Origin of the sequence: Paenibacillus zanthoxyli JH29 (assembly GCF_000520715.1) — a bacterium.
GTDB lineage: Bacteria > Bacillota > Bacilli > Paenibacillales > Paenibacillaceae > Paenibacillus_AQ > Paenibacillus_AQ zanthoxyli.
Genome location: NZ_ASSD01000423.1, coordinates 1 through 13,333 on the forward strand (window position 1 = coordinate 1; position 13,333 = coordinate 13,333).

At 52.4% G+C, this 13,333-nt stretch carries 16 protein-coding genes; 7 read left to right on the plus strand and 9 right to left on the minus strand.

Features of this window, described 5'->3' with window-relative positions; genetic code table 11:
* Window positions 1-1,382, minus strand: a 1,382-nt coding sequence (locus tag L691_RS0115970; protein ID WP_025691455.1) for an MFS transporter, incomplete at its 3' end; no start/stop codon positions are given.
* A 162-nt stretch (window positions 1,383-1,544) separates the two neighbouring features.
* On the opposite strand from L691_RS0115970, the gene L691_RS0115975 reads away from it, so the two are divergent.
* Window positions 1,545-1,979 carry a MarR family winged helix-turn-helix transcriptional regulator gene (locus L691_RS0115975; protein WP_036737242.1) on the plus strand — a complete coding sequence of 145 codons (435 nt, stop codon included), beginning with the start codon at window positions 1,545-1,547 and terminating at the stop codon, window positions 1,977-1,979.
* Between the two features lie 141 nt (window positions 1,980-2,120).
* Window positions 2,121-2,594, plus strand: a complete 474-nt coding sequence (locus L691_RS0115980) for a YbaK/EbsC family protein (RefSeq protein WP_025691457.1) — start codon at window positions 2,121-2,123, stop codon at window positions 2,592-2,594.
* Between the two features lie 12 nt (window positions 2,595-2,606).
* On the opposite strand, the gene L691_RS0115985 is transcribed toward L691_RS0115980, so the two are convergent.
* From L691_RS0115985 to L691_RS0116000, 4 genes are read right to left on the minus strand one after another with little or no spacing between them, the layout of a single operon-like run.
* Complete coding sequence (locus tag L691_RS0115985) at window positions 2,607-4,142, minus strand: MDR family MFS transporter (RefSeq protein ID WP_025691458.1); 1,536 nt, start codon at window positions 4,140-4,142, stop codon at window positions 2,607-2,609.
* A gap of 47 nt (window positions 4,143-4,189) precedes the next feature.
* Window positions 4,190-4,861, minus strand: a complete 672-nt coding sequence (locus tag L691_RS0115990; protein ID WP_025691459.1) for a hypothetical protein — start codon at window positions 4,859-4,861, stop codon at window positions 4,190-4,192.
* Window positions 4,854-5,555, minus strand: a complete 702-nt coding sequence (locus tag L691_RS0115995; RefSeq protein WP_025691460.1) for a hypothetical protein — start codon at window positions 5,553-5,555, stop codon at window positions 4,854-4,856. Before L691_RS0115995 ends, L691_RS0115990 begins: the two co-directional genes overlap by 8 nt.
* A gap of 1 nt (window position 5,556) precedes the next feature.
* Window positions 5,557-6,189, minus strand: a complete 633-nt coding sequence (locus L691_RS0116000; protein ID WP_025691461.1) for a YhbD family protein — start codon at window positions 6,187-6,189, stop codon at window positions 5,557-5,559.
* A 161-nt stretch (window positions 6,190-6,350) separates the two neighbouring features.
* Here L691_RS0116000 and L691_RS0116005 point away from each other — a divergent pair, with 161 nt between their 5' ends.
* Window positions 6,351-7,109, plus strand: a complete 759-nt coding sequence (locus L691_RS0116005; protein ID WP_025691462.1) for a DeoR/GlpR family DNA-binding transcription regulator — start codon at window positions 6,351-6,353, stop codon at window positions 7,107-7,109.
* 105 nt (window positions 7,110-7,214) lie between these two features.
* Here the strand turns inward: L691_RS0116005 and L691_RS0116010 are convergent, their stop codons facing one another.
* Window positions 7,215-7,826, minus strand: coding sequence for a 50S ribosomal protein L25 (locus L691_RS0116010; RefSeq protein WP_025691463.1), 612 nt, complete (start codon window positions 7,824-7,826; stop codon window positions 7,215-7,217).
* Window positions 7,827-8,084: 258 nt separating this feature from the next.
* On the opposite strand from L691_RS0116010, the gene L691_RS0116015 reads away from it, so the two are divergent.
* Together L691_RS0116015 and L691_RS0116020 are read left to right on the plus strand one after the other, a co-directional pair.
* Entirely contained in the window at window positions 8,085-8,378 is a 294-nt protein-coding gene (locus L691_RS0116015; RefSeq protein WP_025691464.1) for a GNAT family N-acetyltransferase, read from the plus strand.
* A gap of 70 nt (window positions 8,379-8,448) precedes the next feature.
* Complete coding sequence (locus L691_RS0116020) at window positions 8,449-9,306, plus strand: GNAT family N-acetyltransferase (RefSeq protein WP_025691465.1); 858 nt, start codon at window positions 8,449-8,451, stop codon at window positions 9,304-9,306.
* 115 nt (window positions 9,307-9,421) lie between these two features.
* On the opposite strand, the gene L691_RS0116025 is transcribed toward L691_RS0116020, so the two are convergent.
* Together L691_RS0116025 and L691_RS0116030 are read right to left on the minus strand one after the other, a co-directional pair.
* Window positions 9,422-10,180: a hypothetical protein gene (locus L691_RS0116025; RefSeq protein WP_025691466.1), complete on the minus strand. Its 759-nt coding sequence runs from the start codon at window positions 10,178-10,180 to the stop codon at window positions 9,422-9,424.
* A 1-nt stretch (window position 10,181) separates the two neighbouring features.
* Window positions 10,182-10,634, minus strand: coding sequence for a flavodoxin (locus L691_RS0116030; RefSeq protein ID WP_025691467.1), 453 nt, complete (start codon window positions 10,632-10,634; stop codon window positions 10,182-10,184).
* Window positions 10,635-10,947: 313 nt separating this feature from the next.
* Here L691_RS0116030 and L691_RS0116035 point away from each other — a divergent pair, with 313 nt between their 5' ends.
* Together L691_RS0116035 and L691_RS0116040 are read left to right on the plus strand one after the other, a co-directional pair.
* A complete protein-coding gene (locus L691_RS0116035) occupies window positions 10,948-11,811 on the plus strand; it encodes a class I SAM-dependent methyltransferase (protein ID WP_025691468.1) in 864 nt (287 codons plus the stop codon).
* A gap of 4 nt (window positions 11,812-11,815) precedes the next feature.
* Window positions 11,816-12,559, plus strand: coding sequence for an RluA family pseudouridine synthase (locus tag L691_RS0116040; protein WP_025691469.1), 744 nt, complete (start codon window positions 11,816-11,818; stop codon window positions 12,557-12,559).
* A gap of 137 nt (window positions 12,560-12,696) precedes the next feature.
* Here L691_RS0116040 and L691_RS0116045 read toward each other — a convergent pair whose 3' ends face one another.
* A complete protein-coding gene (locus L691_RS0116045; protein ID WP_025691470.1) occupies window positions 12,697-13,137 on the minus strand; it encodes a MarR family winged helix-turn-helix transcriptional regulator in 441 nt (146 codons plus the stop codon).
* Between the last annotated feature and the right edge of the window lie 196 nt (window positions 13,138-13,333).

The following is a 13,333-nucleotide window of genomic DNA, read 5'->3' on the forward strand; positions in this document are numbered from 1 at the left end:
GCCGCCGAAGTAGTAAACACAACATGCATGCCCGCCAGAAAAATATCCGGCCGGTCCGGGATCAAACCGGTGACCCGATAGCCGGCTTTGCCGCTCATTACATTGAACAAGGTGGTGGTGGCAATCGTAATGCCGACAACCATACCGATATTGCGCACCAGCGAATTCACGCTGCCGGCTGAACCTAACTGGGTGCGGGGCACCGTCGACATGACCAGGGAGTTATTCGGGGACTGAAACAGTCCGCTGCCAACCCCGAGCATCGCGATCCATACGCCTACGAGCCAGACCGGACTTCCGTCATGAAGCTGAGCCAGTCCGAATTGGGCGATAACCATGACCACCAGACCGGCAAACGTAAGAAATTCCGAGCCGATCTTGTCCGACAAAGCGCCGCTCAGCGGGGCGATGACAACCATGCTTATTGGAAACAGCATCAGCAGAAAGCCCGCCGAAGACGGAGACAAGCCAAGCATATTCTGCGTGTAGAACGGCGAAATAATGTTAAAGCAGAAGTTCGCGGCGAATACGAGAAACCCGCAAAGAATGCTAAGCGAGAACAGAGGATTCTTGAAGAGATTAAGCTGCAGCAGCGGCTCGGGCCTCCGCAGCTCCACCCGGAGAAAAGCGATAAAAGCAAGCGCCGCGGCAATTAGCGTAAATATTATGCCGATACTCCCGTATCCATGCTGCTGTCCGAGCAGAAGGCCCGCAAACAGAGCAATAATGAAACAGGCGAACAGCAGGCTTCCGGGAATGTCGACTCTGGCCTTTACCCGGATCAGATCTTTCGGGAGCACCTTCCAGCCAAGACCGATTGCAATCAAGCCGATCGGAACATTCACCCAGAAGATATACTCCCAGCCGAGATTGGCAACAATCATGCCGCCAAGGCTCGGGCCGGCGATACTTCCGAGAGAAACAAAGGTGCCGATGAGCCCAAGCGCCTTCCCCCGCTCCGTTGCCGGAAAAATATCCGTCACAATGCCCTGACTGTTCGCCATGGTCATTGATGCGCCCATCGCCTGAATAACCCTTGCCGCCACCATCACCGGCAGCGACCCGCTCAGCCCGCACAGCAGGGAACCCAGGATGAAGACGATCGTGCCAATCTTGAATAATCTAATCTTGCCGGCGATATCTCCAAGTCTTCCGAAGAACAGAATCGCTGCGCAAATCGCCATCAGATAACCGGTGGTCACCCATTCGATCTGTGCGATCGGCAGATCCAGCTTCTCCGATAACACCGGCAGGGCGATATTCACAATGCTCCCGTCCAGGGTGGACATGAATACAAACAGATTTAATACAATTAGAATCAGCCAGCGGCGGCCCTGTACGCCGGCATCCTCTTGATAAGTTCCCCGATTCATTGTGCTCATAAGCCACCTCTTTTTCGCATGCACCGATTTAGTTGCGCACGCAACTATTTATAATTCAAAGTGTACTGCAACTTTGTTGCGCACGCAACTATTTTACGGTAAACTTTTTTATCATGATGGAAGCATACGAATATGAACCCGCCATTCCCGAAAGGAGTCCTTATGAAAGAACCCGCTCCCACTAAAAAAGAACCGATCGGAAAGCTGATCTCCTATGTTTACCGAACTCAACTGAAACGCATGGCCCGCTCGCTCGGCGAATATGGAATCGGCGGCGGCGGGCAGTACAGCTTTCTAAAAGCGATTCTCATGTCTCCAGGAACAACGCAGGATCAGCTGACCCTAGGCCTCAAATTCGACAAAGCAACCACCGCGCGCTCGGTCAAACAATTGGAGGCCGCTGGCTATATCGAGCGCAAAGCAGACCCGGAGGACCGCCGGTCGCACCGGCTCTACCCTACTCAAAAGGCAGTAGAATTCCAACCGGTGCTTCAGACCCTTTTGGATGAATCCAACGCCAAGCTGACGCGCGATTTAACGGATGAAGAAGAGGATCAGCTGGTCGCCCTGCTGCAAAAGCTCAATCTGGAAGATTAAAAAGCGGCGTTCTTCGCTTGAAGAGCGCCGCTTTGTTGATCTGCCAAAACAAGCAGTATCTTTTGCCAAATATCAAATTAGCCGCTAAAATGATTGATTATCGCAAAATCTATATTTTTATGAGGAAAGGAACTCTTTGTCATGTCTATCGAAAGTGTAACAGCACATTTCCGCGCCATTGGAAGAGAGCAGCATATCATGGAATTTGAATCCTCCAGCGCTACTGTAGAGACAGCCGCAGAGACGATCGGCGTCATCCCCGCCCGTATAGCCAAAACGCTGTCCTTTTACGGCGAAGGCGAAGCCGCAATTCTGGTCGTGGCTGCCGGCGATACGAAGGTCGACAACAAAAAATTCCGGAGCGAGTTCGGGTTCAAGCCGAAAATGCTGTCTCCGGAGGAAGTGCTGAAGCAGACCGGACATGCCGTCGGCGGCGTTTGCCCGTTCGGACTGGCCAATGACCTCGAAATCTATCTCGATATCTCCATGAAGCGCTTTGATACCCTCTTCCCCGCCTGCGGCAGCTCAAATTCCGCAATTGAATTAAACTGTGCCGAGCTTGAGCAATACTCGGGCGGCAAGGCATGGGTCGATGTCTGCAAGAACTGGGAATAAGGGCTTGCCGGGTTAGTGCCCGGCGGCCTTTTGTTCTTCTTCCGTTCCGACCATTTTGCTGCTCCCCATGAACAGCGAGGAGAGTAGAGCCAGCACCGCCGGTATAATAGCCCAGGTGAATGTATACGTGATGGAGGCGGACAGCCCCTCCGTAATTTTGCTCAAAATCTCCGGCGGAATCAGCGCCCGCGTATCCGGAGACAGCAAGGTATGAGGGTCCGACAGATCAAGCGCCCCCGCCCCGCCTTGGCCGCCGCCTGAAGCTCCGAACAGATTGCCCAGCCGGTCGGCCAAATAATGGCTCTGGATGATGCCGAAGGTGGTAATGCCCACCGTCATGCCCAAAGACCGGAGGAAATTGAGGGTTGCGCTTGCTGATCCGCGCTGCCGGGCGGACAGGCCGTCTATGGCGGCGTTGCTCAGAACCGAGAATGACGCGCCGACGCCAAGGCCGATAAGGATCATATACAGCGTGACGATCAGCCGCGTCGAGTCCGGCGAGAGTGTGGAAGCAAGCCAGGTTCCGAGAGCCAGCAGCAGCAGGGTTGGAATCATGAGGCTGCGGTAGCTGAATTTAGTCATCAGGAAGCCTCCTGCGGTTGCCGTGATTACGGAACCCACCATCATCGGCAGAAGCACCAGGCCGGAATTGGTGGCCGAGCCTCCGAGCACGCCTTGGATAAAGATCGGGATATAGACCGACGCGACGATGAACGCCGCTCCGCTGAACAAGGCGATCAGAATGCTGAAGGCATACAGCCGCCGGTGGAACAGCTTGAAGGAGATAATCGGCTCCTCCGCCTTCGTCTCCGCATAGAGAAACACTGCCGCGAGCACCGCCGCCACGCCGAACAGGCCAAGAATCAAAGCAGAATTCCATGCAAATTCTTTGCCGCCAAGCTCCAGCGCAAACATCAGGCTGATTACCGCACCAAGCAGCGTACCCGCGCCAAGCCAGTCAATCGGCTGCTTGGAATGCTCATGCGATTCCTTGTAAAAGAACGCGACCAGCACAAAAGCAAGGACACCAAGCGGCAGGTTGATGTAAAAGATCCACTGCCAGGCGATATGGTCCGTGATGTAGGCGCCGAGCAGCGGACCGAATATGCTGGACAGCCCGAATACCGCGCCAAATGCGCCGCCCAGCTTGCCCCGGGTTTCCAGCGGCACCGCGTCGAACATAATCGTGAAGGCAATCGGCACCAGCGCTCCGCCGCCTATCCCTTGCACTGCCCGGTAAATGGCCAGCTGCGTAATGCTGTCCGCCGTTCCGCACAGCGCGGACCCTGCCATAAACACCAAAAGGCCGAACACGAAAAATTTCTTGCGGCCGTACATATCCGACAATTTGCCGAAGATCGGCATGCCCGCCATCTCGGCGACAAGATAGGCTGAGGTGACCCAGACAAATTTGTCCATCCCGCCTAATTCCCCAACGATGTTCCCCATGGCTGTCGCTACAATCGTACTGTCCATGGATGCCATCAGAATGCCTAGTAAAAGCCCGGCAATGACCAGGCCCAGACGGTTATTTTTATGATCGCTCATTTAAGTCTCCACTTCCGTTTCTCTACTTGGTTTTCCAGCTTACAATTTTACAGTTTAACCTGGCGCTGCACTTTCGCGTTATGGTGTATCTCCAGAGATTCCCTGTACTCTACCGTTTTAATTTCGCAGCCAGGTCCGATAATGACGCTTCCGCCTCTTACAGTTTCGGCCGCCACATGCTCAAGCTCCACGAAGTCCCCTTCAATCGTTCTCCCCTCAAAGCAGGCTTCCTGGCTCGGCTTGACCATCTTCATCAACAAAAAACCCTTGCTGCGCTTGATTCTGATCTTGCCTCCTCCGACATCTCCCGCCCGGCTCTTACCGATCAGGCCGATATCAAGTTGGTCCCCGCTCAGCAGTCCGCCGATCTCCACCACGCCGGTAAGCCGGAATTCTCCCGCCTCGCAATCCTCCCTCACACTGACGTGCCCTTCAAACGCAAACCGCTCAGCCCTGATTCCGGCATCCGCCGTCAGTTCTCCGCGCCCTTTTACGGACATGGCATCGATACGCCCCCGCACACCGCATTCGCCGGTCAGCTTGATTTCTTCCGCCTTCAGGCTGCCGTCAATTTCCGAATTCCCGGTCAAGCCGAACTCTTCACAATCAACATTTCCCGTAAATCTGCACTCACCCGTTATACCTACATTTTGGAACGAGCCTCCTGCGGATGACGATGTGCCCATGATTTTGAGATTGCCGCGAGCCGTATTAGTCACCGGTCTTCACTTCCTTTCCAACGCGGGCTCCAGGGTGGACCGTTAATCCGGTTCGGTATTCCACCAGCCCGGCGGAACAGCCCTGTCCGATAATGACATGATTTCCTCTGACTACATCCGCATTTGTATATTCCAAGTCCAGATCATCTCCCTCGATGACCTTAGCGGTAAGCACCGGCTTCAGTTTCGGAATGATTCCGCCGAGCAGCCGGTTCCATAGGCTCTGATCCTCCTGACGGACCTTCAGCGTCTCCACTCCGATCTCATGAGCCTGCCCTGCTCCTGCCAGCCGGATATCCATTCGCCCCGCGCTCAGCAGCCCCTCAATTGTGAATCCGCCCACACCTCTGAATTCCTCCAGCTCACAATCCCCTTTTGCGGTCAGCAGTCCGTTCAGAACACAGCTCTCTCCTGCAATGCCGCCTTCGACATGGAGGATGCCGTCCAATTTCATGGTATTCATCCGCAGCGGACCTTCAAGATTCATTATACCATTGACTTCCACTTCTGCGGTCTTCAGCTTGCCTTTCACCCGAATCTGACCGTTCGCCTTGAATAACCTAGCACTTAGCGAATCCATTACTTTTCCCACTCCGTCTATAAGGACTTTGTCGTAATCCCCTCCCGCAGCGCTGCCGACTCCATTAAGGATAAGATCCGGCCGCTGCCCGGGGTGCTTATCTTCCTCTGTCACCCTACGATAACCTCCCTTTCAACTGTTCTATCAAATCTCCGAGCGCCACTTTCGCAACCAGCCGGACGCCCTCATCGAAGTAGAGTTCCGCCGGCGACGGCGCAAGCAGGAATAAGGCAACGCCCATTTTCCGGATAAAATAAAGCTCGCAAGGCTTACCCGTCAGCACCCCGGCATGTTTCTCCAGCGTTCGAAGCAGAAGCTTTCCTTCATCCAGACTCATGTCCCCTTTGGCAAGTAAAGTGTCCGCCGCATACAGATGCAGAAGCTGCCCGAAGGAATACAAGTCCCCCTTGCTCTGAACCTCCGTTCCATATGCAGACATCGCAATATCCGTAACAATGTTTCGTTCTATTATAGCCTCTCTGGTCAAGCGGATCTCGCTGTACCCTTCCGCGTCTGCCAGTCTGCTGGCCAGTTCGTCCAGCGAAAGATCATCCTTCATATTTAGGATATTTCGAATCCGGGCTTGAATCAGCATTCTTGGAAAAAAGGTCTCCTGTCCAGTAAACGTGGATTTGCGGATAAACCATTCTTCCGGAATGAGCTGCTTGCGCTTCCAGCGGTAAAGCTGGCCGTATGAAATTCCGGTAAGGTCCAGGAGCTCTTTTTTCGAGATTAAATCATCCTCCATTTTCTTCACCTCATAAACACACTGTAACATAACACTGTTACGTTGTAAACGGACGATGCCTGTGAGCTCGTTCTATATGGTTAACTATTGGTGTTTTGTTGATATAATGTACTTAAAGGAAAGGGCAATAACATTAATTGATATACTAAGGATGGATCGACATGCTAAAGACCAAACGCATTAAGCAAATTCAGGATTATATCATTGAACACAACACGGTGTCGCTCGACGAACTCGTTACTGTATTCGATGTTTCCAAAAATACAATTAGACGGGATATCCAGGAACTGGTTGAAGGCGGGGAAGTTAAGAAGGTGTATGGCGGTGTAGCTGCGTTAAATCCGCCTCTCATTTCCTTTAACGACAGAAAGTCGCGGAACCACAGCGAAAAACAGAGAATTGCCAAAACCGCAGCCGAGTATGTAATTAACGGGGACATTATTTACATTGATTCCGGAACAACCACTCTTGAGATGATTGAATATATTAAACATTTGAACCTGACCGTTATTACGAGCAATCTTGATGTCATCCTTGCTTCTCTGCCTTACGTCAATTTGAATGTCATTTCGACGGGCGGTGTTCTGGACCACAAGACAAAATCATTTGCCAGCATCAAAAATATGGACCTGCTGAAAGCGTACAATATAAATAAAGCCTTTATGGCTTCAACCGGCATCTCGCTTTCGAGCGGCGTAACCAATTCATCTCCGCTCGAGAGCGAAATCAAGCAGATCGTAGTCGAACGCAGCCAGGAAGTGTTCTTGCTTGTAGACCACAACAAATTTGGCAAGTATGCGCTCATGACTTACTGCAAACTGGAAGATATCGATTATTTGATTACCGACAGCCTGCCGGGGAACGATTACCAGCAGTTTGCCGAGGAGAACAATATCAAGCTTGTTGCAGCCGATGAATAGCAGACAGCAAGCCGATTATATGCGCCTGATCACGCAAGAGCGCGTTCCCTCCAAAGACGGAGAGGACGCGCTCTATTTGTATATTTTTCAATTGGAAGCCGGTAATCAAACTTTCGCTCCTTCGGCAGCCTCTTCGGCCGCCGGTTCCGCAGCCCCTTCTTCGGCCGCAGGCTCTGCCTGGACGGCTGGCGGTGCGATCTTAACGACCAGCGTTTCGGGGTCTGTCAGCACTTCCCATCCCGCATGCTTCGGCAGGTCTGAAACGAGCAGATGATCGCCGATTTCCAGATTGCTGACGTCCACTTCGAATACGGATTCCAGCTTGTCCGGCAGTGTGCGGATTTCCAGCTCATGCAGCTCGACCGTCTGCACTCCTCCGGCTTTAACCCCTTCCGGCGTACCGGTAAAATGCAGGGCTACCCTCGTGTCCAGTTCGGCCTTCAAATCAATGACATGGAAGTCGATATGCAGCAGCTTTTTGGTTAAAGGCTGCCGCTGTACGCCCTGAATAATCACATCTTTGGTGCCGGATGCCGGCAGCTCCGCTTTCAAAATCGCACGCGGATTTTTGCTCAGAATAGTGTCTATCGTTTTTGCATCTGCGCTAAGGGAAAGGGATTCAGAACCCGCACCGTAGATGACAACAGGCACCAGGCCCTGTCTCCGCTGCGCGGCAGGCTTCCCGGTTCTTTCCATCAAACGTACTGCTTCACTCATTACCAATTCCTCCTAAGTATGGATTTAAAAACATGAGACCGATTAGATCTACACTCTAATCAGTCTCTTATTAACCATATTGCTGTGTTGTGGAACCAGTATAGCACTCCAGAAAGCGGGAGTCAAAATTACCTTTTCACCCAAAATAACCCAAAATTCGCGACTTTCTGCCTTTGGTCAATATTATTCGAGTCTAACTCGCTTTTTGTCCGGAGAGAGAGTAAAATAACGGTAATCCATGTAACAGGAGTGATGAATATGCGGCAAATTTCTTCAGAAGAAGGACGGTTTTACATCGCCGGAGACGGTGAAGACCTTGCTGAAATTACATACAAGCTGGACAATTCCAAGACAATGATCGTCAATCATACGTATGTATCGGAGCAACTGCGGGGTCAGGGAGCAGGCGAACAGCTGGTCAAGGCGGTTGTAGAAAAAGCAAGAAAAGAGGGACTATCTGTCATCCCTCAATGCTCCTACGCTGCGCATCAATTCAAGAAGCATCCCGAGTACGGGGACGTGCTGAATGAGAACGGAAGCGGTCTGTCTTAAACAAACTGCCCGTTATTCGCAGCGAAATGTCCCCCTGGGCTGCGATTCCAATGATTAGGAGGAAACGGGTTTGGCGACACAGGAAATTTTACGCGAAATAGAGGAATTGCAGCGCCGCTGCGAAGAGTATGACGGCATATCGCTGAAGCTCAATTGGGACTCGCTGCGAAGCGAGCCGGGGGCCGGAGGCGCACAGTGGCTCTACACTTACGAGGAGGGGCTGCTGGCAGGATTTATCGGACTGTACAGCTTCGGCGGCGAAGTTGAAGTTTGCGGAATGGTGCGGCCCGGCTACCGCCGGCGCGGCATCTTCACCACCTTGTGGCAGCAGGCTTATAAACAGATCGTCCGCAAGAAGGCGAAGAGCATACTGCTTAACGCGCCGGCGGCTTCCAAATCCGCTGCAGGCTTTCTGAAGACCCTGCCGATCGAGTTCAATCATGCGGAATACCAGATGAATTGGGACTATGACAAGGCAGAGGAACGTTCGGCTTTCGAGAACAAGATTTTGCCGGATGACATGGTGATCCTTCGTCCCGCCCGCGCAGATGAGAAGAGACTGCTCGCCGTTCTCGACAGCATGGGCTTCAACACGACGCTGGAAGAAGCGGTAGAAATGTATGAAGAGCTGGATGGGGAAAGTAGCAATGAGCATATCATTATTGAGCTTGACGGCCAGCCCGTAGGCAAAATGCGGCTGTGGACAGAACATCACGAAACGTGGATCTATGCCTTCACCGTAGATGAGAGAATGCGGGGCCGGGGCATCGGGCGCAGCGCCCTTATTCAGACGATTCAACGGGAAAGACGCATCGGGAACGGAATTTATCTGGAAGTTGCACTGGACAATCCGAGTGCGCTCGGGCTGTATGAGAGCTGCGGATTCGTCATAACCAATAAGCAGGATTACTATCGTTATATCGGCTAGACCCGATTAGATGACCATTAAGCGCGAAAGATCCGCCGGGCAACCGGTAGCATGAAGACCCTATGGTCCGGATACGGTCCATAGGGTCCTTGTGTGTCACAACGCGGCAGGCGGGTCACATCAGGAGATGCCTGGATAAGCTGTTCTCAGCGGCCCTGTTCCGGCTTTCGCCCTTTAACGCGCAGTCTGCGCATCCGCTGCTACGCTCGCCATTCAATACGGCCAGGAGCCTTAAGTAATCGAGTGAGGCTTCCAGTGTATAGGCATTTCCGTCGTAGAGGCGCCTCTCCCCCTCCATGAGATAATGAATCTCTACACTCTCGGGCGGCGTGCCGAAAGTCTTGCGGCAGAATACGTTGGCCATATGTATAAATCCCCGGGCAACCTCCTCATTTCCGCATACCATGAACTTTTGCACATTCAGTCCGCCTCCTCTGCTGCGGGAGTGCCAGACCAATTGAAAGATGATGGACAGGTTCATTTGGAGTTCAGGTACAGGAACATACCACTGTTCATACAGCATGAATGGAACCTCTCCGGCATGGCAGCTGCTCACTAGACGGACCAGCGCATCGGATATCGTATTTTTAACCTCCCAGTAGTGCAACAGTGAAAGGAAGGCCCCGGACTGCGGAGGCCATCTCCGCTCCAGAAGAAACTGAATAGGCGTCTGACTGCGAACCTTGGGCGTTAAGCTGTAGTAATCATTTAACGTGTGGCCGACCGTATACTGTACCTGCTGCCGCCACAAATGCAGTTCTTTTCCGCCGCCGCTTGCCTCCGCCATATCCAGCAGCGTACGCTCTACGATATAGTCGTGAAATTTGGGGAAATGAGAGGCCGGATTAGCGGCAGCGCCGCATGCCGTACTCACCTTAAGATACCCCTACGCATGCCAAGGCAAAACGCTGTCCGAATTTGCGGCAATCCTCTTTCTCCATAGCAGTCGGCCCATATTCAATTTTCAGACTCGTCTGTACCATGACGGCGCCTCTTTCCTTCAGCTTTGCTTCAATCAGGTCAACCGCACCGCAGTAAATATCATACCCGGTGTCTCCGCTCCCGAATACGGCGGCCTTCATGCCTGCTAAGTCTATTTCATCCAGCTCCTCATAGAAATCGAGGAATTCATCCGGCAGTTCTCCGTCTCCCCAGGTGTAGGCTCCCAAGACCGCACCATCATAAGATGCGATATCGAAGGCGTTGCAGTCGGTGACCGATTTTATGACTGTCTCCCCTCCCGATTGGCGGATTCCCTCCGCGATCAGTTCCGCTATTTCCTCTGTATTGCCGGTCAGGCTGGCATATACCACTAATATTTTAATCATGTTCCATATCCTCCCTCAAATGACAGAAAGCCGTTATTGAAAACATCCCTTCTCCGGTAGCGGTGCGGGATATAGACCTATTCTATTGATAATGATTATCAATGTCAATAAAGTTTTGCAGCAGAAGGTTGCCTGCGTTTTTCACAGCCCGGCGGAACGGCTTTCTCTAGAATAACTTTTATAGAAATCGATACAGCCGATGCATATCAAAAGCAGTGTTTACGCGATTGTCTTCAGCAGCCCGGCCGTTTGTTATAAACCGGCAAAATGATGTACAATATAGGCTAAATGAATTTTTGAAGGATGGATTAACATGTACATGGCTCGGGACTGGAAGGATTATGAGATCATCGATACTGGAGGCGGAGAAAAGCTGGAGCGCTGGGGGGATATCATTCTTCGGCGGCCCGATCCGCAAATTATATGGCCGCTTCCAAAGGAAACGCCGCAGTGGAAGGATGTCCACGGACATTATCATCGCAGTTCATCAGGCGGCGGCCACTGGGAAATGAAGAAGAGCATACCTGAGAGCTGGAGCATCCGCTACGGCAAGCTTAGATTCCATCTTCGTCCAACCAACTTCAAGCATACGGGATTATTCCCGGAGCAGGCGGCCAACTGGAGCTGGATGATGGACAAGATTGCGGGCGCGGGACGTAAAATACAAGTTCTTAACCTGTTCGCATACACCGGCGGCGCAACCGTCGCGGCGGCCAGCGCAGGCGCTTCCGTCGTACATGTCGATGCGGCCAAAGGCATGGTACAGTGGGCAAAAGAAAACCTGCAGCTATCCGGCCTTGGAGAGCGTCCGGTCCGGTTCATCACCGACGACGTCTTCAAATTTGTCCAGCGTGAACAGCGCCGTGGCAACAAATACGATGCGATTATTATGGACCCTCCCTCCTACGGCAGAGGCCCCGGCGGCGAGATGTGGAAGCTGGAACAGAACTTGTATCCGTTTCTGGAAAGCTGCATGAGCATTCTGAGCGATAACCCGCTCTTTCTGCTCATCAATTCCTATACGACCGGCATCTCCCCTACCGTTCTGGAGAACATGCTGGCCATGACGATGAAAGCTCGTTATGGAGGTACGCTTAGCTCCGGAGAAATCGGGCTGCCGATCACTTCCTCCGGGCTGAATCTGCCTTGCGGCATTCTTGGCCGCTGGGAGTCATAGAGCCATGGCGCAGAGCGTGAATGGCGGACAGGAAGACGGACTGATGCCGGATTCCTTTCAGATTTTGTATGAAGATAATCATCTTCTTGGGATCGTTAAGCCGGTTAACATTCCCGTACAGGAGGATGCCACGGGAGATGCCGATCTGCTCACCCTGCTGAAAGAGGACGTCAAGCGGCGTTATGATAAGCCCGGCAATGTCTATATGGGCCTCGTTCATCGGTTGGACCGTCCCGTCGGCGGAGCCATGGTGTTCGCCAAGACCTCAAAAGCGGCTTCGCGGCTGTCGGAAAGTGTCCGCAGCCGGAACTTCCGTAAAGGCTATTTGACCGTCGTACACGGACGGCTGCCTGCTCAGAATGGTCGATTGAGAAATATCCTGCTTAAAAACGCCAAGACGAACACGGTCACCGTTGTCCGGGAAGGCACATCGGGCGGCAAGGAAGCCATTTTGGATTATACCGTACTGGGCTTCACCGAAGGCTTCAGTCTTGTAAAGGTTGACCTGCTTACCGGAAGGTCTCATCAAATTCGCGTTCAGTTCGCCCATGCCGGCTGTCCGCTGTACGGAGACCAAAAATACGGAGCATCCGTCAACAAACCCGGGCAGCAAATCGCGCTGTGGTCCTCGCTCGTCGGATTCCCGCATCCCGTTACCAAACAGGAATTCGAACTGATCTCACTGCCTCCGCGTCAATATCCTTGGGACCTGTGGAGCGCGGAGCTTCAGGAGCAGGCCCTCCGGTAGAAGCAGCGTCGCTGGTTATGCGGCGCAGTGTTCCCGCAATAAGTCCATGTCAGCAATTTGCTGACCATTGCAAGAAGCAGCCTATCCCTCTGTGGGATAGGCCTGCTTTTGTTATTTCTGCCCCGCCTAATTCCTGGTTATCTGGTCATTTCCAAAGGGGCGGATTCGTTTCCCGGAGCCACGAGTTTACCCATCAAATACAGCAGAAGCTGCTGATTATGGGCCGAAATATGATCCAGTACTTCCGCAAAAAAATCGCTGCGGACCTTAAGGCCGCGCGCGGTTTCCTTTCTGCCGAGATCGGTTATGCTGACCCAGACGATCCGGCGGTCGGAAGCATCCCTATCTCTGATAATCAGTCCGCCGCGCTCCATCCGGTCGAGCAGCATGGTCACCGCAGCAGGACTGGTAGCCAGATGCGGAGCCAAATCGGAAGGCTTGGCGGCTCCCTTTTCCTGAACTAGCTCAAGCACCGTAAGCTGGGCGTCGGTAAGCGTGGGAGCGAGCTTTGTATCCATATGAACCTTATAATCTTTAAGAATTTTATGCCATATTTTACTGAATTCAAAGGAGTTCACATTTGTTCCTTCCTTTCTTGACGAAAGATCCGTTATTAAAATATGTTCGCGGAAGAGTTTCCTTTTCCTGCAAGTGGAAAAAAATAAATAACTCCGTGAACTTTTACCCACAGAATAGACTTGTTAATCAGTATTCTTCCCACAAGAAGAAACGGCTGCACCGTCCTGTTAGGGACGGTATCGTTTCTCGTAGAAA